This is a genomic window from Gemmatimonas sp. (genome assembly GCF_031426495.1).
Lineage (GTDB): Bacteria > Gemmatimonadota > Gemmatimonadetes > Gemmatimonadales > Gemmatimonadaceae > Gemmatimonas.
In genome coordinates this window covers 24,259-45,891 of record NZ_JANPLK010000023.1, presented here as the reverse complement: position 1 = coordinate 45,891, position 21,633 = coordinate 24,259, and the positions used below count along the sequence as shown (strand labels likewise).

Sequence of the window (21,633 nt, the reverse complement as noted above, 5' to 3'; positions counted from 1 at the left end):
CGCGCCGTACATGCACGCCGGTCAGATATCGTCGCTCACGGCCGTGATCGCACACTACAATACGGCGCCCGCGGCACCTGCCGGCCATAGCGAGCTCAGGGCCCTTCGGCTCTCGGCGAACGAGCGCCGCCAGATCGAGGCGTTCCTGCGGACGCTCTCATCTCCAGTGTCTGCGCCGCAGACAACACGACGCATTGGAGTCGCACTCGAGGCGAGCCGTCAGTGACTTTCACGTTGGCACGCGCACAGTACGCGGGACCGCGGCAAGCATGAGCAGCATGCGATAGTAATCAGAACGGTCGTTCCGCGCGCTGCTTTCGCTGCCCGTATGGCGTGAGGCCGCGCGGCTTCTAGATCGACAAGATGGTGGTCACCACGAGGACGAACAACGCCGCGCCTGCGTTCGCGATGAGCTGCTCACGCAGTCGGTGCTCGCCACCGGATGCGAGTGTCCCCGCCGCCGCGACGTCGGCGAGATAGCTGATCGGCCGCACGTGCAGCAGCAGAATCGCGCTGGCCGGCACCGTCAGCACTACCTTGGCGACCACCCAGTAATATCGCATGATCCCCCACGATGTACCGAGCGACTGGGCGAAGCCCGTGAGGAGTGTCGCGACACTAAGCGGCACGATGACCGTCCACGCGGTGACGTCCATGGCGAGTTAGGCGGCGCGCACCTGCAGTGGGTCCGCGCTCCGGAGCCCCGATACGGCAAGCGCCAGGAAAGCGGCGACCGCGCCGAACCAGCAAAGTGATGATGTGACATGGGCGGTGAGCGCGGCCTTGCGGACCCACGGCGAGAACGTCACGCGCCGTGCCCGCGGAAGACACCGCCAGACAAGTGCATGATCACAAACACGAGCAGCAGTGCCACAACGACTGCGCCAAAGATCTTCACCGACCGGCGGGGGTGGTTCGATCTGCGGTGGTGTGTCCGTCATGCGATGCTGGCGATCGGCGGCATCAGCAAGACGCGCACGGCGCTCGCCGTGGCGCAGCGGCTGAGCCACGACCAGGTCGTACGCTGGGTCGATCTCACGACAGCCGCCACCGACACGGACGTCCTCAGCACCGTCGCGGCCGCCCTGCATCTCGCGCCGCGCGCGGGGCCGTCGCTGCGCGAGACGATCAGCGTGGCCTGCCACACAACGCCGCCGGTGCTCATTCTCGAGAATTGCGAGCCCGTTGTGGACGTCGTGGCCGACTTCGTCGTCCGGCTTCTGCGGTCCGCGCCGGCAACGCGTGTGCTGTGCACAAGTCGTGAGCCAATTGGTGTTCCCGGCGAAGACGTGGCCCGTGCCGCCGCTCGCCGTCGCGGGCGATGACGCGACGCGGGAAACAGCGGCGGTGACGCTGTTCCTCGCCCGGGCGCGTGAGGCCAACCCGGCGTTGCGCATCACCGACGAGACGATGCGCGCCGTCATCGAGATCTGCGGCGCGCTCGACGGCGTCCCCCTCGCGCTCGAACTGGCGGCGGCGCGGGTGCGCACGTTGTCACCGATGCAGATGCGCGCGCGCCTCCACGACGCCCTGCGGGTCCTGCGCGGCGGTCCGCGCACGGCCCCTGCGCGTCACCGCACGATGGAGGACGCGCTGGCGTGGACTTGGGAGCAACTCACGGCCTCGGAGCAGGCCGTTGCTGCCGCGGCGTCCATCTTTGTCGGTGGGTGGTCCCTCGAGGTGTTCGAGGCCGTGGGCCAGGCGGCGCTTGGCGCGGTGCCGGCCAGCACGACACAGGACGCGCTCGACCTGCCGCCGCGACTGGTGGATCGCTCGCTCGTCAGCGTCGACGACACCGGTGAGGACGTTCGGTACCGCATGCTCGAGCCAGTGCGCCGGTTCGCCGCCGCGCACTTGGCGGTCGAGCCATGGCGTGACGCGATCGCGGCCGCATACCGCACAGCGCTCGCACACTTCGTCGCACACGCTGCCGAACAGATGGAGCGCGCCGACCACGACGTGTGGCGCGCTCGTGTGGTGCCCGACCTGGCCAACATTCGTGCCGCCATCGAGTGGTGGTGTTGCACGCCCGGAGAGAGCGTCCAAGCGGCGCGCGTACTGCGCGACAGTGTCTGTATCCTGCTCGACGTCACGGACTGGAGTGCGAATGCGCAGCTGTGCACACGCGTGATGCACGCGCTACGGCGCGATGGGGTCTCCCCGGCGGATGGCACCGATATGGAACGCCGAACCTGGGTCCGTGCGACAATCGCCACGCAGTACTTCGGCTATTTCGCGGCGACTGCTGACGGCGCGGCGCTTCACGCCATGTCACGCGACACCGTGGCCGCCGCGCGTCGACTGAAGTATCCGAGACTGCTGGTGAGCGCATTGGATGTGGGGGCGCGGTCGCTAGTGGCCGCGCACCCCGATGAAGCGATCGGTTTCGTCAGTGAGCTGCTCGAAAGGCTGGACACGGTGCCACTCGGCTTGTTGCGCGGGGCGCTGGGGATTGCCGCCGCCAGCTACTGCTGGCGTTTGCTGCCGCAGGATCTCGATCGTGGAGAGCGGTACGCGCGCGAATCGGAGCAGATGCTGCGCGACTGTGGCGCCTACTCCACGATGGCGTATGCCCGCGGCGAACGCGCGGCGATTGCGGTTCGGCGTCAGGCATGGGGGGAAGCGTCGCGGCTGGCGGGCACTACGCTGGCCGACTCGGACGGACAGCCGACACTCTTTGTGGCGAACGCGTTCAACGTGTTGGCGAGTGCGGCGCTCGCGCGCGGTGATCATGCGCTAGCCGCTCGACTCCATGGAGCTGCTCGAGGTGTGCTGGCGCGTTGCGGCAGTACTCTAAAAGATGATCCTGATGCGGCGGCATTGTACGAGTCGCTGCGGCAGACACTTGGCACCGACGTGGCCGACGCGGTGATCGCTGAATCGACGACGTCTCCGCTCGACGCGATGTTCTTGCTCGCCGGCCTGGTCCCGGAACAGACAGCCGAGTTCCCAGCCGTCCGTCTGGGTGGGACGCCGGCATCTCGAGAGGCAGAGACCAACGAGGCGTCACTCACCTTGCAGCTGCTCGGTCCCGTACGGCTCCACGAACGAGACACGGCGCGTGGCCCTACGCCAAACCGCGCGAATTATGTGCGCTTCTTGGTTGTCGTCCCGATGGGTGCACCAAGGACGCCATCGGCCTTGCGTTGTGGCCTGATCTGTCACCCTCGCAGCTGCGCAACAACTTACACGTCACGTTGCATCACGCGCGGCGCGCACTTGGCGAGGCCGCGTTGATCGAACATGCGCGCGGCCGATATCGCTTGGGCGTTGCGCGCGGCCTTGTTGTTGATATTCAGGCGTTCCGATCGGCGGGGCGGCGCGTTCGCCTCGGCACGACAGAGGAAGTACGTCGTGCCGCGCGGGCCGAGGCGCTGGCGTGGTGGCGCGGTGATTTCTGCGCGGATGAACAGTTTGGCGGTTGGGCCGACGATCAGCGGGACCAGCTTCGCGCGGAGTATCTGGCCCTACTGCTGGAGCATGCCGAGGACCTGCTGAGTGCGCAGCAGGTGCCGGAAGCATTGGCGACGTTTCAGCGCGCGCTACAGGAGGATTCCTTCTGGGACGCGGCCCTCCGTGGTGTCGTTCGCTCGTTGCTCGCACTGGGGCAACGCGGTGAAGCGCAGCTGCGCGTGCAGCGATACCGCGAGCGCCACATGGCCGAACTCGGTGGCGATGTGGCGGATGAGACCAAGCGTTTCCTCGCGTCCGTCCTTGGGCTCGAGCGCTGACCTCGCGACGCAGCGACCTTCGCCGCCTACGGCCCCAGCGCTCCAACCGGAATCACATGGACTCCGTCCGGACGCCGATAGCCGTAGCCTGACGCTGTGATGACGCCGAGCGCTGCCGGTGCACCGCACTTCGCCGTATCAACCCGTGTCGCGAAGGTGAGCAGCGAGGCTGCTGCCGCATCCACCTGCCCCTGCCCCAGCTTCACCTCGAAGGCCGCCCACTGGCCATCGGACACTTCGACGATCGCATCGACCTCAAGTCCGGTGTTGTCACGATAGTGCAGCACCGTGGCGTCCGAGGCCTGCGCATACACGCGCAGGTCGCGCACCACGAGCGATTCGAACAGCAGCCCGAGCGCATTCAGGTCGGCGAGCAATCGCGCTGGCGTCGCACGCAGCGCGGCGGCCGCCAACGACGGATCGACGAAATGCCGTTTCGCCGCATTCCTGATCCGCGATCGAGAGCGGAGATGCGGCGCCCACGCCGGTTGATCCTCGATGATCATGACGCGTTCGAGCGCGTCGAGATAGTCACGCACCGTCTCGCGGGCGAGTGCGCCATCCGCGCCTTCCGCACCCACGGTGTCGGCCATCAGCGTCGCGAGGCTTGCCTCCGTTGCCACGTGCCGAGCGAGTGCACGCAGCAGTCGCCCCACCTTGCCGGGATCACGCGTCGACCGATCCACACGACTGAGATCGACTCGGCGGATCTCGTCGAGATAGTCGCGCGATGCCTGCATCGCCTGCGCGCTGGTGCGCGTGAGATTGCCGGGCCAGCCACCGATCACCACCAGCGTCGCGAGGTCGGTGACTGTAAGCGTCGATTCCTGGCTGCGGGCAGCCTCCCCGGCGAGCAACGCGCCGAGCGAGATCGCGCCCGTCGCATGACCCGTCTCGAAGAGCGACATCGGACGCATCCGAAGCCGGGTGATCCGCGCCGCGCCGGTGTGTCGGGTGATGTCATCGGTTGGCGCGGCCGAACCGGTGAGGATGAACTGGCCCGGTTGCTGACGCGCATCGACGGCACGCCGCAGGTGGTTCCACAGTGTGGGTTCGAGTTGCCACTCGTCGAAGAGCCGTGGCACCGGGCCGTCCAGGACGAGGCTGGGATCAATGGCGATCGCTCGCCGCGCATTCTCGTCAACGTCGAGCAGCACCTCGCTCCGGGCGACTTGGCGTGCGGTGGCCGTCTTACCACAGCCCTTCGGACCCTCAATGACCACGGCACCGGTGGCCGCGAGACGGGCCGCGAGCTCCGGATCGACGATGCGAGGACGGTAGGGCATGATGGGAAGGCAGGGGCGGATTTGGTGAGCAACTCTCGCGAAAGCAACACCAGAACTAGTCAGTATGCAACGCCATTGCCATGCATCTTGCAACGGATCTGATGGCTAAAATGCAGCGAACGAGCCCACTCCCATGCCCTCAACACGCCGCCCCAGCAGCAGAGTCCCAGCCGAGCCCGGCGAAGGGTCCGCGGTCTAACTCGTTGGCGCATTGCGAGTTCGCCTCCCGGTCCCGAGCGCCAACTCAAAACGGTTTTGCGGACACACCTCCCAGGAGGTGTGTCCGTGGAACGTGTCGTTCACGAGCGCGCTGCGCGAAGAGGCGTTCCGTCCGCGCGCGATGTTTCTTGATGAGGAGTCACGCGAAGGCACGCGGGCGTTGGCGCGCGCGATCTGCATGATGGACGCCGCGGATTACGCGGCGGCGTTCAAGGGGAGCGCGATCAAGCGGGCGAAGCTGTGGATGCTCAAGCGGAACGCGTGCGTGGTGCTGGGGAATGTGGGTACCGGCGAGGATCTTGCGGTGCTGCACGCGATGCTCACGCATGAACATGAGGTCGTGCGCGAACAGGCGGCGTGGGCGATCAGCTCGCTCCGTCCGGCGACGCAAGCTGCTGAAACCGACGGGTAACCGCATCAACCAGCCCCGGCACGCGTCGCGCGTCAGGCAGATTGCCCTCAAGAACTCCGCTGGCCCACGGCGCATCGAGGAACGCGGCCGTCTCGGTGCGAATGAACTGTCGGACCGCGGGTGGCGCTGCGCGGACCTCGTCGATGATCTCGGAACGGCCCGCCACCACGGTGATCAGGTCCTCGAGGTCGTGGCTGCTCATCGGATCCGCCGCTCCACGCGACGCAAACGCGACCCACTTCGTCGCCAGAAAGGCAGTCGATGCGGCGATGCGCACGACCAGCCCTCGCTCGAGCATGAATCCGGTGGCGCTCTCCACGGCGTACGCGTACCAGCGGTTGCTGAAACCGAGAATGTCCTCGTCGAGCGGCATTACGTCGAGCACAAGATCATCGCTGGTGCGCATGCGGCAGATTGGGGCACCTGCTCGCTGATCCGGCGCGAATCCCAACGCCATCAGTCGCCTCTGGAGGTCGTGATATGCCCGACGCGTCGTCACTGGCACTATCACGTCCACATCATCGGTGGGACGCATGCGGACCACCGATGCATCGGTGACGAGCAGCTCGGCCACCTGACCGCCGACGAATACGAACTCCCCAAGCAGTGGCCGCAGCAGGCGGGCCGTCCGCACCAGGCGGTCTCGATTGGGACTGCCCGTCATGCCGGTTACACCGCTGCTACCACGGACGACGCCGACATGATCCGCTCGCGCAGCAGTTGCTTGGCGCGCGTGCGCTCCCGTGCGCGACCGAGGCGCACGGCATCCACGAGCGCGAGCAGTTCGTAGAGCTCGGGATTGCGTGCCGCTGTCGCCGGCGCCGCAGCATACAATGGCATCACGCTCGCGCCGCGGACGCTCCCGGCAACGCTTGGCCACACCAGAGGATCTGATCCGCCGAACTCCGCCGCGAGCTCGCCTGCCGAGTGCGCCGTCGGAACGCCGCGCGATTCGGCTCCGGCCTCCGCCGGGAAGGCATACGCCACACCGGATCCGAGAAATTCCAGCAACGCCGCACGGTGCACCAGTGACGCGCCGGCGAGAACCAACCGTGCGCCGCGCAGCCGTCGCACGGCGTTGTGCACCTCGCCCTGACTCAGTCCCGTCGCCGCGGAAAGTGCCGCATACGTCGCGCCTGGCGTGATCAGGAGCTGTAAAGCGACGGCGATGTCCTGAGGCTTGAGCGGAGGCATGGCTTTTTGACGTTCACGAGGGTGGGCTATGTTCACACTTCATGAATCTTGAACATTTCGGCATACTTGTCAACGGGTAGGCGTCCACCCGACACGAGCCTGCCCGCCCGCTTTCGAGCTATCCCCGCTTCTCCAGGCGTGGAATTTCGCGCGATGCTGCCGCGACAAATCGATCAAGCTCTGTTCTGGCCGTGAACACGTTGGGAGAGATGCGAATCGCGCGGAGTGACGGGTCGCTCCTGATGCCGCCCATCCCTTGAATCAGAATGCCGTGTTGCTCGCGGAGACGCTTCTGGAGGGCGATCGGATCCACTCCCTGAAATTCGACGTGCGTGAGCGTGCCGCTCAACTCGTGGCTCGCGTAGAATCGCGCATTGGGAAAAGCTCGGGTGATCTTTTCCCGCAGGTATGAAGACAGGTACTTCAGTCGCTCCGCCTTTCGGCTGGCGCCAAGAGCAGCATGCAGTGCGATGGCGGGAATCGATGCCGGATTGACGTACTCCGGTGCCGTCCCGATCCATTCGAACCGGGCCATGCCTTTTTCCTCCTTCATCGGTGGGAGGAGGGGCCAGATTTTCGCGACGTGCTCCGGGCGCATCCAGAGGACACCGAGTCCGACGGGTGTTCCCAGCCACTTGTGTGCGCTGGCGCCGTAGTAATCACAGCCCAGTGACATGAGCGGATCGTCGAGGAGTCCGAGTGACTGCGCCGCGTCCACGACCACTTCGGCCCCGACGCGATGTGCGTGCTCCGAGATCCGCCGCACTGGAAGGTATTGTCCGGTGAGATTGCTCGGATGCGTGAGCAGGACCAGCCGTGTTCTGCTCGTGATGGCGTCCACATATAGCGCTTCGAGCGCGTTCATCGACGGTGCAGGCACCGGGGGGTTGATCATCTTGAGAACGATGCCGTCCCGCGCGCGTCGCTGTTCGAGCGCATCGAGCATCGCGTAGTAATCGTGCGCCGAACACACGACCTCGTCGCCGGCTTTCAATGGGAATCCGAGCAGCACAGTGTCGAGTGCTTCGGTTGCGTTTCGGACAAGCGCAATCTCGGTCGGCTGTACGTTCATCGCCGCCGCGAGTGCCGCTCTCATTTTCGTCGTGCTTATCGTTTCCCACTGCTTCGGGAGCTGCTCAGCCGGCAAGGCCTCGAGCGTTCGCGCTCTCGCCGTCAGCTCGGTCATGGCGGCGCGGGGAGGTGGATTCGTCCAGCCATGATCGAGATTCACGACGTCAGGCTGAAGATGGTACAGTCCTCGCACGCGCGCCCAATACGCTTCATCGCGCGCGATTATTCCGGGCGAGCGCTGATCTTTTAGGGACGGGCCGCCTTGATTAGACAACCAGGCGTCGAGGTCTTCCGCTTTGCCTATCGAGAGCGGAAGCGCGAGCGCACCGGTCACTGCTCCCGTGAAGAGCGCCGTGTGCTTGAACAACGTTCGCCGGTCGAATGGTCTCGACATCATATTTTCGCTCGGGTTTCACGGCCGGAGACATCGGTGTATCCGAAGTCGCGACCGCTGTCGTTGTCGATCAGCTTTTCGGGGACGTGCTCGACCACGATCAGCACACCGCTCACCGCACGCGCACGCGAATGGGGATGATCCACCCGGGTACTCCATTCCCCGAGATCTGCGTCTTCACTTCCAGTCGCCACTCGCCGGGCGTCGCCGGCGTGAACTCGAAGTCCGCGGTCTCTCCCGGCCCAGTCAGCAGGACGGCAGCTCGCTCCGCGCGTTGCAGAGCTGGCAGGTCCGCGCCGTCCTTCGCCACGGGCCGCCAGACCGCAAGCGCGGAGTCGGACATCAGCGAGAAGAACACGCGAAAGTCCGGATTGATGTTGATGAAGCGCAGGCGATACGTCGTCCCCGCGCGCAGGTCCATCGGTGGGGGCGCTGAGCTGCCGTTCACGAGCCCTGGCGACTCCAACCCGAACTGTGGAAGCGAATCCGCTGCTCCCGCCCCACCGACGAGGATCACCTTGTCGATGGCCGAATCGAACGGCCGCTCGGGGTCGACGACGAGCAGCGCGCCGTACAGGCCCGAGCCCAGTTGCAGTTGCTCGTTGGCGTGCGTGTGGTAGATGAACGTGCCGGCGCGTGGCGGCACGAACTCGGCGACGAACGAATCGCGGGGCGCAATGGGCGGCATGATCCGGCCGGGCGCGCCACTCCACCCAGGGACACCATCTGGGAAACTCTCCAGCTCGATGCCGTGCCAGTGAACGGCCGTGGCCTCCGCCAGATGGTTCACAACGGTGATGCGCACTGGCTCACCGCGGCGCAGCACGAGCAGTGGCCCCGGGATGCTGATCGAGTCTCGCGCCGGAGGAGCCGGGCCGTCCTGCACGACGTAACCGAAGCCGGCGAGCCGGCCGAATCGGTTGGGCGCCGCCTGCGCCAGCAGTCGGATCGCGCGTGCCCTGGGTCGCGCCGACGACGTGGACGCACCGACCGGCACACCGGCCGCCGGTCGCACGTGAATGCCGAGCACGAGCCCCGCCATCTGGTGTGGCACAACAGCCGCTGCCACTGATCCGCGGGGCGACTGCGCCGCATGCGACGCGTGGGTGGCCCCTCCGGCAGTGGTCGAATCGGCGACCGCGCCTCGCGCCACAACGTCGCGTTTGAGCACCAGGTGATGGGAGACATGGAACGCGAAGTGGCAGTGGAACAGCCAGTTGCCGCTCCGTTCGGGCACCCAGGAGACGCGCATCGTCTCGCCCGACAGCATGAGCTGCGTGACGAGGAACGGACGCGCGTCTCCGCTGTACGTCCGCTCCGTGCGCGCGTCGCCGCGACTCTCCACGTAGAAGTAGAAGCCGTGCAGGTGCATCGGATGCGACACGGCTGAAGCATTGATCCACCGCCAGCGCACCGAATCCCCCTGCGTGAAGGTCAGGCGCTCGGTGTGCGGCCACGACCGGCCGTTAATCACCATTAATTCCTGATCGGGCCGAGGTACCGCCAGCGTCGAGTCACCCGGACGAAACCAATGGCCAATGACGAACACGCGGTCTTCGACGGGCGCGCCTGGCGCATCGATGACGAGCGCACCCGAGAGCTGGCTCTCGTGCCACTCACGGTCATTCAGATCGCGGTTGCCAGTCGTGCCCCAGTAGAAGAACGTTCCCGGGGTCTCCGCCTTGAAGGTCACTTGTCGCGTGGCACCGGCCGGAATGCGCAGGCCTGAGTCGTCGGCGCGGGACTGCGTACCAAGTCCGTGGACCGTGATAGACGAGTCAGGGAGGGGGTTGTGAATGCTCACGCGTACCTCCGTGCCCTGCGGCACCCGGACAAGCGGTCCAGGCACCTGCAGCGCTGCCCCAACCTCAGCGAAGGCCAAGGCCGGAACTCCCGGACCATTCGCCTCCTCCGGGAAAAGCATTCCCTCGCGTACCTCGAGTCGCAACGTGTAGACACCGCGCTCAAGACGCCCTGCGGGTCGCCGGTTGTCGTTCGTCGTGATACGCGAGACCGCGCTGACGCGAAGCGGCTGAGAAGTCGGCGCGTCGCTGTGCGCCGGCAGCATCTGGCGCTGGGCCCTCGGCGAGACGCGCGCCGTTTGGGACGCGGCGGTGAGCTGTGCGGTGGCGATCGCAAGCACGGCGGCGACCGTTCGGAGTGCTGCCATGATGACGCTCTGGTCGCAGGTGGGCACTGCGCCGCCGTAAACCGGCCGACTCGGCGCGGTCCATCCTAGTAGTGCCCGAACAGTGGGTCAAGCGGCGGCCAGCGCTGCCCCCACGCCTTCACACCTCGAATAGAGGAGCGGCGTCACGCAACCCGAACCACGCCGTTTGGCGGCGGCGGAATCGCAGTGGTCGACCCGCTCGCGGCCCTCCTCCGCGTACTTCCCCTTGTGGCTCGGCCGCGCAAAGCTCTGTTCCCGAGTGGATGCTCGAGCGAAATGCGTGTGTGGTGTTGGGGAATGTCGGAACGGACGAAGATCTCGCGGTGCTCGAGGCGATGCTGGCGCCTGAGCACGAGATCGTGCGAGTGCAGGTTCGGCGTGCGGTGGATGACAGGTGCTTGACACATCAAGATTCGTTGGTGTATTCTACGCTCGTGCTTACACCAACGACTCCCGACCTGACCGCTGTCGCGCGTCTGTTCCACGCCCTCTCTGACGAGACCCGGCTTGGCATTCTCCATCTGCTTCAGGACGGCGAGCGCTGCGTCTGTGACCTTCAGGACGTGCTCGATGCCGCGCAGTCTCGCCTCTCGTTCCACCTCAAAGTGCTGCGTGAGGCCGGTCTCGTGACCGACCGAAAGGAGGGGCGGTGGTCGTACTACACGATCGTACCCGAGGCCTTGGCGATAGCGCACGACGTCGTCGTCGACATGCGCCCGGTCGCATCGGGTAGCCGCCCGCGTCTGCCCGCCAACGCCCGCTGCTGCGGCTAGCGCTCGCTCATTTCTTGGTTGTCTCGCGTTCAACACATCAACATTTCTTGCTCGGAGACGATGCCGTGACCACCCCGATGCCCATCCCTACGATTGACTCCCCGCTCACCACGCTCGTGCGGGAGAAGTACGGCGACGCCGCGCGCCGTGTGCTGGCGACGGGCGAGGCCGCCAGCTGCTGCGGCCCGGTGAATTCCTGTTGCGGCGGCGACGCGTTCAACGGCAGCGTCGACCCCATCACGTCGAACCTGTACGTGAATGGCGAGACCGACAAACTGCCGTCCGCCGCGGTGCTCGCCTCGCTCGGCTGCGGCAACCCGACGGCCTTGGCGGAGCTCAACGCTGGCGACGTGGTGCTCGACCTCGGCTCTGGCGGCGGCATCGACGTGATACTTTCGGCGCGCCGCGTCGGACCGACGGGCAAGGCCTATGGCCTCGACATGACGGACGACATGCTGGCGCTCGCGCGGCAGAACGCGGCCGAGGCGAAGGTCGAGAACGTCGAATTTCTGAAAGGCCAGATCGAAGCGATCCCGCTCCCCGACAACTCGGTCGACGTGATCATCTCGAACTGCGTCATCAATCTCTCTGGCGACAAGCGGCGCGTACTCGCGGAAGCGTTCCGGGTGCTCAAGCCTGGTGGTCGCTTCGCGGTGAGTGATGTCGTCACGCGCGGCGCGATGCCCGACGACGTGCGGCGCAACATGGAGCTCTGGGTGGGCTGCGTGGCGGGCGCGCTCGAGGAATCGGAGTTCCACGCGCTGCTGACCGAGGCGGGCTTCACGCACACGGACATCGAACCCACGCGGATCTACAAGCCGGAAGACGCCGTCCAGTTCCTGACCGAGTCGGGCCTCGACACGGCGAACGTCGCCGCGATGGAAGGCAAGATCATGGCGGCGTTTGTGCGGGCCACCAAGCCGGCAGCTGCTCGGGCTTCAATGCGTGCAGCGACCGTCGAGGACACTCCAGCGATCCTGCAGCTGCTCACCGGTGCGAGCCTTCCCGTCGATGGTGTTACCGAGCTGCTTGCCTCCGACGCACGACAGTTCATCGTCGCGTCAGCGCCGGATTTCGATGCTACAGTCGTGGCAGTCGCCGGCCTCGAGGTCTGCGGCAACAACGCGCTCTTGCGGTCGGTTGCCGTACGCGCGGACTGGCAGCGGCATGGCCTCGGACACCAGCTCGTGCAGCGCGTGGTGTGTGAGGCAGAGGCACGCGGGATCCACGCGTTGTACCTGCTGACGATGACCGCCGAGCACTACTTCCCGCGCTTCGGCTTCGAGACGGTCACGCGCGACGCCGTGCCCGCGGAGATTGCGAACACCCTGGAGTTCAGGAGCGCCTGCCCCGCATCCGCGACCGCGATGGCGCGAAAGCTCGGCGCGACGGCCCGCCTCCTGCCTGCCTCCCTCGACTCATGACGATGACTGACATCAACAACTCGACGATGTCCCGCCCGTTGTCCGTGCTGGTGCTCTGCACGGGCAACTCCGCGCGGAGCCAGATCGCTGAGGCCCTGTTGCAGACGCGAGGGGCAGGACGGATTGCCGCGTCGAGTGCAGGCTCCCATCCCGCGGCGCGCGTCAATCCCTATGCGGTGGAAACGCTCCGTGCGCACGGCATTCGGTGGGAGGGCCGCACTCCGCAGCATATCGATGCAGTGGCGGGTGCGCACCACGACCTCGTGATCACGGTATGCGACAACGCCCGCGATGCGTGTCCGTTTCTGCCCGGCGCTGCGACGGTGCACTGGGGCCTGCCCGACCCGGCCGAGGAAACGACACCCGAAGCGGCGCGACTCGCGTTCGAGGAAACGTTCGGCGCGCTGGAGGGACGCGTGAATGCGCTGCTTGCCCTGCCCGTCGAGTCGTTCGACTCCGCCACACTCGCCGAGCAGGCGCGCCGTATCCACGAGTCGTCGTGAGCGACGCGGCAGGTCGCCCTGATGTTCGGTGTTACGTGGCGGAGACACTCGGCACGTTCGCGCTCGTAGCCATCGGCCCGGGCGCGGCGATGGTGGCCGCCTCGACCAGCGCGTTCGGTCATGCGGGCGTCGCGCTGGCCTTCGGTCTCGCGGTGACGGTCATCGTGGCCGCCAGCGGACACCTGGGCGGTGCGCACATCAATCCGGCGGTGACGCTGGGCTTCTGGTCGGTGCGCCGGTTTCCGTCGCGTGATGTCGTACCGTACATCCTGGCCCAATGTGTCGGCGCCATCGCGGCGTCGGCGCTGCTCGCCTGGCTACTGGGGCCCGTGGGCGACTTCGGGGCAACGGTGCCGTCAGTGACGCTGGCGCGCGCGTTCGTGATCGAGATGGGATTCACCGGCCTGCTGGGCTTCGTCATCATGGCGGTCGCCACGGACGACCGTGTGCCGGCCAGCATCGCCCCCGTCGTGCTCGGTGCGACGGTCTTTGCGGGCGCTCTGGTCACGGGTCCGCTCACTGGCGGAAGCTTCAACCCGGCCCGCACGCTGGGGCCGGCAATCGTCGGCGGCATCTGGACGGCCCACTGGCTGTATTGGGTGGCCCCGATCCTCGGCATGATCGCGGGCATGCAGCTTTACGACGCGGTGCGACGGTCGAACGTCCCGTCCATGACGCCTCGGGGTGTGCCGACCGGCGTGGAGGGGCCGCTCTGAGCGTTTTCGCTGGAGTGCAGCTGCCCAACGCCGACCGGAGCGTACAAGCGAGAAGCGGGGCCTCCCCGTAGACAGGGGGATTTCGCGCGCGGTCCTCACACATGTGGAGTTCGTCACCGTTTACCCGTTTCTCGACGGTAACGGTCGACTCGGGCGATTGCTCATGAACTACGCGCTGCTCGACGCCGACTTCCCGTGGGTGACCATCCGATCGGACGAAACCGCCCCTGCTTTCAGGCGCTCGGCGAACACGGCAAAGGTCAGTGCCTCCACATCGAATAGGCGCCGAGTGTTTCAACGACTCTGACCCCTTGAACCGCCCCTTGAACCGTTCAACGACTCCGACCCCTTGAACCGACCCCTTGAACCGTTCAACGACTCCGACCCCTTGAACCGTTGCCTGCTCGTCGCCTCAGGCGATGATGTCGTGGATCACCTTGCCGGCCACGTCGGTCAGCCGGAAGTCGCGACCGCTGTAGTTGTAGGTCAGCTTCTCGTGGTTGATGCCAAGCAGGTGCAGAATGGTCGCGTGCAGGTCGTGGATGTGCACGGGGTTCTCGACGACCTTGAAGCCGAAGTCGTCGGTGCGGCCGTAGGTCATGCCGCCCTTCACGCCGCCACCCGCCAGCCAGATGCTGAACCCGTGCGGATTGTGATCGCGCCCGTTGGTGACCCTACCACCCGCGCCACCACCGCCGGTCTCGAGCACCGGCGTGCGTCCGAACTCGGTGCCGCAGACTACCAGCGTGTCATCCAACAGGCCGCGTGACTTGAGGTCCTTCACCACCGCCGCGAACGCCCGGTCGGAGTGCCTGGCGTTGACGCGGTGCTTCGTGATGTCGTCGTGGTGGTCCCACGGGTCGCCCTTGGCGTAATAGACCTGCACCATGCGGACACCCTGCGCGACGAGTCGCACCGCCATCAGACAGCCGCGCGCCGTGCTTCCCGGGCCGTAGAGCTTCTGCGTGGCCTCGCTCTCCTTGCGGATGTCGAAGACGTCGGGTGCTTCGGTCTGCATGCGATAGGCAGTCTCCATCGCCTTGATGGCGCCCTCGAGCTCCTCGTCATTCGGCCCGACGCGCGCCATGCGCATCCGGTTCAGCTTCTCGACCAAGTCCACTTCCTTTCGCTGGTCGTCGAGCGACGTGGAGTCGGAGTGGATGTTGGGGATCAGCTCATACGGGTCGAAGTCGTCCGCGAGCCGCGGCGCCTTGTCGGCGATAAACGTGCCCTGATGCATGGCGGGCAGGAAGCCGTTGCTCCAGAGCGGCGGCCCGACCACGGTGGGCTGATCGGGACAGAGGACCACGAACCCAGGGAGGTTCTTGTTTTCCGTGCCGAGCCCGTAGGTGAGCCAGGCCCCCATCGACGGCCGCCCGGGCTGGATGTGCCCGGTGTTCATGATGAGGAGCGAGGGCTCGTGGTTCGGGATCTCCGTGTGCATCGACCGGATGACGCAGATGTCGTCGGCGACCGACCCCACCTCGGGGAACAGCTCGCTCACCTCGAGCCCAGACTTCCCGTAACGCGAGAATTTGAACGGCGACTTCATGAGCGAGCCGGTCTTCCGCTCGGTCTTGATGGCGTTCGGAATCGGCTTCCCGTCGTACTTGGTTAACTCGGGCTTGGGGTCGAAGGTGTCGACCTGCGACACCCCCCCGTTCATGAACAGGAAGATCACGTGCTTGGCGCGCGGCGCGAAGTCGGGCTTGATCACCCGCTCACCCATCGAAGACAGCACCGAGCTCGACGCCTCCGCGATGGAAGCGCCGACCATCTGCGCGAACGCCATCATGCCAAACCCGGCGCCCATCGTTCTGAGCGCCTCGCGTCGCGTGCGGGGCTGGGAATTCACCCCGCAGCCATCGTCATGCCCGCCCTGCCCGTGCCCTGTTGACATCCGTTCTCCTAGAAAGCGCTTCTCAATCGATGAATCGGAATTCTGCCGCGCTGAACAGCGCCCGCGCGTACTGCGTCCACGCCTTCATGGAGACTCGGCGCGCGAACAGGTCCTGATCTTTCTTGGTCTCGGCCGTGACCTTCGTTGCGTCGACCTTTGTTGCATCGGCCTTTGTTGCATCGGCCTTCGTGGCGTCGGTCTTCTTGGCCTCGGCCGCAGCCTTCGTGGTCTCGCTCACCAGCAACGACGCGCGTTGATTCGTGAGGAACGCAAGCCCGAGCTCGATCTCGTCCGCGGTCGCCTCCCGTCCGTACAGCAGCGGATACGCCGCCCGTATCATCGCGCGATCGTCGAAGCGCTTCGGCGGCGGAGGGCCGGCGGCAGCCGCGCCCGTATCCGCCGCGGTCGTCGCCACCTGCTTCAAGGCGGTTCGGCGAGAGGCCGCTGGTGTGCCCGCACCTGAGTCCGGCGCCACACCAGGAGCCGCGGTCGAGTCGGCCAAGCGCCTCACCAGGGCCTGGGCCTGTCGCAACACGAACGGCGAGTTCATGAAGTACAGACTCTGGAGCGGAACGTTGGTGGCGAACCGCCGTTCGGCGCTCAGGCTCGGGCTCGGGAAGTCGAACGTCTGCAGGAAGATGTGCGGCTGGAACCGGCTCACGTTCGAGTACAGCGTGCGGCGGTTGTTCTTCTCGTCATCGAGCTCGCGCGAGGGCCCGCCGATCGTGTCGACGAGTTGGCCCGACACCACCAGCAGCGCGTCGCGGATACCCTCGGCGCTCAGGCGCTGACGGTTGAACCGCCACAGATCCTGGTTCTCGGGATCGATGGCCGCGGACTTCGCGTCGTGTTCCGAGGCCATCTGATAGACCGCGGACAGCATGATGTCCCGATGCAGCTGCTTGATGGACCGTCCGTTTGCGACGAACTGCGTGGCCAGATATTCGAGTAACTCGGGATGCGTGGGCTTCGCCCCAGCAAAGCCGAAGTTGCTTGGCGTACGCACGATCCCGAAGCCCATGTGCCAGCCCCACACGCGGTTCACGATCACGCGCGCGGCAAGCGGATGGTTGGCGATGTCCTCAGCCAGCTGCAGCCGGCCGCTGCCCTCCCCGTACACCTTGGGAGTGTCGGGCTGCAGCACGTGCAGGAAGCCGCGCGGCACTTTTTCGCCAAGGTTCAGCGGGCTGCCGCGGATGTGTAGCGCGATGTCCTCGAGTGACCCCTTCGGCTTGTCCTGGACGCCCATGACGAACGGGATGTCCGGCAGTTCCTTCTGGAGGCGTTTCACCTCCTCGCGCATGGCGGCGAGGTGGTCCGCGGCGACGCGACTCAGCTGACGCTCCAGCCCCCAGCCATTGAAGCGGAGCAGTGCCGGCTTCGGAAAGAACGTGTCGAGTTCGTTGTCGAGATCGACGGCGTATACGTCCAGAAACAGGTTGAACCGCGAGCGATCCATGGTCGCGAGCTCGAGCTGGTGCTGGTCGAAGAAGCTCTCGAAGCCATTGGGCATCGGGATGGACTTCACCTCGTCGAGCGGCGTGCCCTTGGCGATGATCTTCTTGTTCTTCTCCTCGAGCTTCTTCTGCTCGACCGACACGTCGATGAGCAGGCGCTGGAAGGCATCGGCCAGCCCTTGCGCCTTCTTTTTTGCCGCGGCCTTGGCTTCGTCGGTCGTGCCCACCGGCGCGGCGATCATCGCCTGCCAGTCGGTCAGGAAGGGGTAGTGCTTCGGCGGATCGTTCAAAAAGGCGATCCATCGTTCCAGCGTCTCCAGATCCAGGCGCGCTTCGATAGCCGCACGCTCCTTGGGGAACTGCTCGCGGCCGGTCACCTTCCACGCCGCCATCATGTACTTCGAAACCTGAAGCGTGAGTACGCGCGTGAGCTGGTCGGACTCGGTGCGCATGTACTCGCCCATGCCGTCGTTCATCTTCTTGATGAACTCCTTGTCCTTCTTGTATTTGTCGGCGCGGGCCGAGTCGGCGATCGGATACTCGTGATAGTTGGCGTTGTTGAAGATGCCGGCGATCGCGTAGTAGTCGTGCGTCCCGATGGGGTCGTACTTGTGGTCGTGGCAGCGCGCGCACCCGACGGTGAGCCCGAGGAAGCCGCGCGTCGTCACGTCGACGCGGTCGTGGCGTTCGTCGGCGCGCGCGACCGGGGGATCGGCAAGATCGTAGTACCAGGGGCCTTGGCCGAGAAAGCCGAGCCCCGGGAGCATGTCTTTTCGGCTCTTCTCTGGCATCAGGTCGGCCGCCAGCTGCGCCTTGACGAATGTGTCGTACGGCATGTCGGCGTTGAAGGCGTCGACAACCCAGTCGCGATAGATGTGGGCCATCGGGTACCGCTCCCGACCCGAGCCGTCCATCGCCAGGCCGCGGGTGTCGTCTTCCCCGAAGCGAGTGACATCGAGCCACTGCCGGCCCCATTTCTCGCCGTAGTGTTCGGAGGCGAGCAGCCGGTCCACGACCTTTTTGAAGGCGACGACGGTGGTATCGGCGAGGAAGGCGTCCACCTCCTTCCTCGTGGGCGGGAGTCCGATGAGGTCATAGGTCGCCCGGCGGATGAGCGTGCGCTTGTCGGCGGCACGGGCGGGGGTGAGCCCGCGCTGCTCGAGCTTGGCCAGCACGAAGCGATCGATGTCGGTCTTCGCCCACCCCGATTTCCCCGGCGTGGGGACTGTGATGACGGGGTGCGGGCTGAACGACCAGAACTGGCGCTCCGTCTTGGTGACGGCGCGGCGCTGGACCGCGATCGGTGCCTCGGCCTTCGCCCACTCGGCGCCGGCCTGGATCCACTCCGTGAACCCCTGGATTTCGGCGTCCGACAGCTTGGCCGCGTTGCGGGGCATGCGCAAATCCTCGCGCTCGTGGCGCAGCGCCGCGATGATCAGGCTCTGCTCGGGGTTGCCCGGAATGACCGCGGGCCCCCGCTTTCCTCCCTTGAGGATGCGCTCGCGCGAGTCGAGCCGCAGCCCCCCGCGCTCCTCACTGGTGTGGCACGCGAAGCACTTCTGTTCGAGCACCGGCTGAACCTTGTTCACGAAGATCCGGGCGCCGGGTGTCATGCCGCCCTCGCTTGCTCCGGACACCGCGGCAACAAGCACGATACGGGGGGCGGACTCCGGCCACGGCGCGCCCATGCGAACCCATTCCGCCAACCCCTCGATGTCACGGGCCGAGAGGGGCGGCGCGTCACGCGGCATCTCCATCTTCGCGACCTGGTGCCGGACCGCCTTGATCAGCAGGCTGGCGTCAGGGTCACCGGGGACGATGGCGGGTCCCGACTTGCCGCCGGTGAGCAGCTCTGCCCGCGTGGTGAGCTTCAGGCGGCCGCGCGTCCGAGCCTCTGAATGGCACTCGACGCACTGCCTTGCCAGGACGGGCCGTACCCGGGACTCAAAGAAGTCGTCGGAGGACTGCGCCGCGAGTGGAGTGGCAGCTGCGGCGAACGCAGTGGTGAAGAACGCGAAGAGCGTGACGAAAGGCTTCATGGCGATGAAAAGTTAACGGTCACGGCCTAATCCAGGCGCCGATACGGCGCGGCAAGTCTCGTTCCCTGCGGCGTCTACGGCGCACACCCGGAGGCCGTCGGCCTTCGTCGGGACCACGGCACGCCAGAGATACTCCCCATACCAGACGAGCGGCGTCGCGCCCGGGCCACTGGAGGAGGTCCAGCGCACCTCGACACGCCGCCACTCGGTCGGCAGCGTCGGACCCTTGCGGTCGTGGACGCGCGCACGGACGACCACGCCGTTGTCCGACGGCGCCTGCGCGACCGGCCCCACGACCGGTGGGGCGACATCGGGCGCGAGGCCACGGCCCAGGAAGATCCGCTCACGTTCGGCGCCCTTCACCTCGCCCTGCGCCTGCACGACGTCCATTCGCCCGTCGCCGTCGAGGTCGCCCAACGCCAGTCCAAGCGTGCCCGGGGTCTTCTCGCCCACGAACACATCGTTGGCGGTCCGGAGATGGCCGGCTCCGTCATTCAGCAGGAGCCGGTCGGGCCCGCTCAGCGAGCCGATCACGAAATCGGAGTCGCCGTCCGAGTCGACGTCGAGGAACGCCACGACGTTATCGTCCTCGCCGATGTTCTCGCGGTCGGGCCACCACGCGTCGGTCGCGTCGAGATAGCGACCCTTGCCATTGTTGCGGAGCACGTGCTCCCGGCGGCTGGAGCCGTCCCCGCCCACGATGTCGCCGTCGTTCACGGTGACCAGATCGAGGAAGCCGTCGCCATCGAGGTCCATTGCCTCGTATTCGTAGTTGTTCGTGTACTGCGGAAGGCCACGTGGGTCGGCGGCGAACTTGCCCGACCCGTCGTTGCGATACAGCGAACCGCCGCCGCAACGCTTGCAGGACACCAGCACATCGAGGTCGAAGTCGTTGTCCACGTCGACGAGTTCGAGATCCCACGAGAACCGTACCAGCTCGTCCGGGAGTCGCGCCGCCGTGACGTCGGTGAAGCGCCCCGCGCCGTCGTTGAGCCAGAGCCGGACCCGACCGCCCGCATTACTCATGTTGTTCCCAGGGCCCCAGTCGGCGAGCACGAGGTCTAAATCCCCATCACCGTCCACGTCACCGGGCTCGGCGTCGCCAACGCTGAGCAGGACGGCGGGCAGGTGGGACGCGGTGCGCTCGACGAACCCGCCGGAGCCGTTGGACAGGTACAGCCGGCTCTGCGTCTGATACGTCGTCCCGACGAACAGATCGACCCGACCGTCGCCATCGAAGTCGCGCGCCTTCACGACGCGCGCGATGTCCGGCGTGGCCCCGAAGACCTCCGCGGTCCGCTCTACGAACGGCTTTCCCGGACCGCTGTTGTAGAAGGCCCGATTGAGCTCGGGAGTACCAGGCGTCGAGTAGTCGCCTCCGTTCGCAAACACGAGGTCGAGGAGTCCGTCACCATTGAGATCAGCCAGCTCGACCTTGTTTGTCCACTCGGCGGTCGGCGGGAGCAGCGCGTCCGTCGCCTCGACCCAGAGCGCCCGGGGGACGGCGGACAGGGCCGTCGAGGCGTCCGACCGGCCGGGCACGTTGCGCGGCGTGCAGGCTGCAACGAGGAGCAGGGCGGCGGCCGCGAGGGCGAGACGACGTTGCACGACGGGTGGGTGATGGATTGGCAGTATCCGCAACGCGATTGGGGTCGGTTCACTATACGGCCCGATTGCCGATCGCGCGAACGCTGGCGTGTGTTACGCGCGAACCGCTCACCCGGCAAGAGCCTGCCGGCGGATTTCGCGCATGCGCAGGAGGTCGTGCGCGAACAAGCGGCGTGGGCAGTGCACGAGGGTCAGCAGCAGTTCATGGGGTAAGAGTCGTTCAACTGCCGTTCAACGACTCTGACCCCTTGAACTGCACTCTGTCGCTGATGATCACGAGTTCCGATGGCGCTGAGCAGATCTTTCGCCTCACCCCTATCTCGATCGACGGGATTGTCGACGGTGCTCGTCGTCACGAGCGCCGCCGACCGTCGACTGGCGTCGTTCGAGGAGCACCGGCGCTCCAGAATTGGCGGGTCGTTCCTCACGGCCGGTGAGCTCGAACAGGAGCGAGGGCGTTCGCTGTCCGATGTGCTGCAGTCGGTCAGCGGCGCCGACATCGTACGCCTCGGCGGTGGGATGGCGTACTTCGCGACGCGCCGAGGCTACGATTCGTTCAGGAACATGCCGGGAATCAGCGAGGGTGGTGACGAGCTATTCGACCTGAACTCGCTCGCCCCGGATGAGATTCTGGCGATCGAGGTCTGCAAAGGTGGCGCGACGATGCCGCTCGAATACAACGCGACGCGAAAGACGTGCGGGTTGCTGGTGATCTTCACCGAGTAGGCACCGTCGA

The 21,633-nt window shown here is 66.2% G+C and carries 19 protein-coding genes and 1 pseudogene; 11 read left to right on the top strand and 9 right to left on the bottom strand.

Translation table 11 applies throughout. From position 1 onward, the window contains the following. Window positions 1–226: pseudogene (locus RMP10_RS07200) on the top strand (hypothetical protein); the annotation flags it as partial. 124 nt (window positions 227–350) lie between these two features. On the opposite strand, the gene RMP10_RS07195 reads toward RMP10_RS07200, so the two are convergent. Then, window positions 351–656: a hypothetical protein gene (locus RMP10_RS07195; RefSeq protein ID WP_310569690.1), complete on the bottom strand. Its 306-nt coding sequence runs from the start codon at window positions 654–656 to the stop codon at window positions 351–353. A 189-nt stretch (window positions 657–845) separates the two neighbouring features. On the opposite strand from RMP10_RS07195, the gene RMP10_RS07190 reads away from it, so the two are divergent. From RMP10_RS07190 to RMP10_RS07180, 3 genes are read left to right on the top strand one after another with little or no spacing between them, the layout of a single operon-like run. Next, entirely contained in the window at window positions 846–1,325 is a 480-nt protein-coding gene (locus RMP10_RS07190; protein ID WP_310569689.1) for a hypothetical protein, read from the top strand. After that, complete coding sequence (locus tag RMP10_RS07185; protein WP_310569688.1) at window positions 1,261–3,237, top strand: hypothetical protein; 1,977 nt, start codon at window positions 1,261–1,263, stop codon at window positions 3,235–3,237. The genes RMP10_RS07190 and RMP10_RS07185 overlap by 65 nt, the downstream gene beginning before the upstream one ends. Continuing rightward, entirely contained in the window at window positions 3,234–3,731 is a 498-nt protein-coding gene (locus tag RMP10_RS07180; protein WP_310569687.1) for a bacterial transcriptional activator domain-containing protein, read from the top strand. The genes RMP10_RS07185 and RMP10_RS07180 overlap by 4 nt, the downstream gene beginning before the upstream one ends. Before the next feature lie 26 nt (window positions 3,732–3,757). On the opposite strand, the gene RMP10_RS07175 is transcribed toward RMP10_RS07180, so the two are convergent. Next, the gene (locus tag RMP10_RS07175) at window positions 3,758–5,017 is read right to left on the bottom strand and encodes a DUF4143 domain-containing protein (protein WP_310569686.1); all 1,260 of its coding nucleotides are present in this window, start codon (window positions 5,015–5,017) and stop codon (window positions 3,758–3,760) included. A 292-nt stretch (window positions 5,018–5,309) separates the two neighbouring features. Between RMP10_RS07175 and RMP10_RS07170 the strand changes: the two genes are divergently transcribed. Next, window positions 5,310–5,648, top strand: a complete 339-nt coding sequence (locus tag RMP10_RS07170; protein WP_310569685.1) for a HEAT repeat domain-containing protein — start codon at window positions 5,310–5,312, stop codon at window positions 5,646–5,648. Here RMP10_RS07170 and RMP10_RS07165 read toward each other — a convergent pair. The 4 genes from RMP10_RS07165 to RMP10_RS07150 form a co-directional block, all read right to left on the bottom strand. Next, window positions 5,602–6,312, bottom strand: coding sequence for a hypothetical protein (locus tag RMP10_RS07165; RefSeq protein WP_310569684.1), 711 nt, complete (start codon window positions 6,310–6,312; stop codon window positions 5,602–5,604). The two genes, RMP10_RS07170 and RMP10_RS07165, sit on opposite strands and share 47 nt — an antisense overlap. A gap of 5 nt (window positions 6,313–6,317) precedes the next feature. Then, window positions 6,318–6,842 (bottom strand): hypothetical protein, encoded by a 525-nt coding sequence (locus RMP10_RS07160; protein WP_310569683.1) that lies wholly within the window; start codon window positions 6,840–6,842, stop codon window positions 6,318–6,320. A gap of 118 nt (window positions 6,843–6,960) precedes the next feature. After that, window positions 6,961–8,310 carry an aminotransferase class V-fold PLP-dependent enzyme gene (locus RMP10_RS07155; protein WP_310569682.1) on the bottom strand — a complete coding sequence of 450 codons (1,350 nt, stop codon included), beginning with the start codon at window positions 8,308–8,310 and terminating at the stop codon, window positions 6,961–6,963. A gap of 109 nt (window positions 8,311–8,419) precedes the next feature. Next, entirely contained in the window at window positions 8,420–10,477 is a 2,058-nt protein-coding gene (locus RMP10_RS07150) for a multicopper oxidase domain-containing protein (protein WP_310569681.1), read from the bottom strand. 263 nt (window positions 10,478–10,740) lie between these two features. Here RMP10_RS07150 and RMP10_RS07145 point away from each other — a divergent pair, with 263 nt between their 5' ends. From RMP10_RS07145 to RMP10_RS23390, 5 genes are all read left to right on the top strand, one after another. Then, window positions 10,741–11,250, top strand: coding sequence for a metalloregulator ArsR/SmtB family transcription factor (locus RMP10_RS07145; RefSeq protein WP_310569680.1), 510 nt, complete (start codon window positions 10,741–10,743; stop codon window positions 11,248–11,250). A 65-nt stretch (window positions 11,251–11,315) separates the two neighbouring features. Continuing rightward, window positions 11,316–12,674 carry an arsenic resistance N-acetyltransferase ArsN2 gene (gene arsN2, locus RMP10_RS07140; protein WP_310569679.1) on the top strand — a complete coding sequence of 453 codons (1,359 nt, stop codon included), beginning with the start codon at window positions 11,316–11,318 and terminating at the stop codon, window positions 12,672–12,674. Beyond that, entirely contained in the window at window positions 12,671–13,177 is a 507-nt protein-coding gene (locus RMP10_RS07135; protein WP_310569678.1) for an arsenate reductase ArsC, read from the top strand. The genes arsN2 and RMP10_RS07135 overlap by 4 nt, the downstream gene beginning before the upstream one ends. Further along, the gene (locus RMP10_RS07130; RefSeq protein ID WP_310569677.1) at window positions 13,174–13,893 is read left to right on the top strand and encodes an aquaporin; all 720 of its coding nucleotides are present in this window, start codon (window positions 13,174–13,176) and stop codon (window positions 13,891–13,893) included. Before RMP10_RS07135 ends, RMP10_RS07130 begins: the two co-directional genes overlap by 4 nt. Further along, complete coding sequence (locus tag RMP10_RS23390) at window positions 13,862–14,200, top strand: Fic family protein (protein ID WP_345785779.1); 339 nt, start codon at window positions 13,862–13,864, stop codon at window positions 14,198–14,200. Before RMP10_RS07130 ends, RMP10_RS23390 begins: the two co-directional genes overlap by 32 nt. 105 nt (window positions 14,201–14,305) lie before the next feature. Here RMP10_RS23390 and RMP10_RS07125 read toward each other — a convergent pair whose 3' ends face one another. From RMP10_RS07125 to RMP10_RS07115, 3 genes are read right to left on the bottom strand one after another with little or no spacing between them, the layout of a single operon-like run. Continuing rightward, window positions 14,306–15,793, bottom strand: a complete 1,488-nt coding sequence (locus RMP10_RS07125; protein WP_310569676.1) for a DUF1501 domain-containing protein — start codon at window positions 15,791–15,793, stop codon at window positions 14,306–14,308. Window positions 15,794–15,815: 22 nt separating this feature from the next. Beyond that, window positions 15,816–19,289, bottom strand: a complete 3,474-nt coding sequence (locus RMP10_RS07120; RefSeq protein ID WP_310569675.1) for a DUF1553 domain-containing protein — start codon at window positions 19,287–19,289, stop codon at window positions 15,816–15,818. Between the two features lie 12 nt (window positions 19,290–19,301). Then, window positions 19,302–20,897: a VCBS repeat-containing protein gene (locus tag RMP10_RS07115; RefSeq protein ID WP_310569674.1), complete on the bottom strand. Its 1,596-nt coding sequence runs from the start codon at window positions 20,895–20,897 to the stop codon at window positions 19,302–19,304. 342 nt (window positions 20,898–21,239) lie between these two features. Between RMP10_RS07115 and RMP10_RS07110 the strand changes: the two genes are divergently transcribed. Next, window positions 21,240–21,623, top strand: a complete 384-nt coding sequence (locus RMP10_RS07110; RefSeq protein WP_310569673.1) for a Plug domain-containing protein — start codon at window positions 21,240–21,242, stop codon at window positions 21,621–21,623. Window positions 21,624–21,633 lie beyond the last annotated feature (10 nt).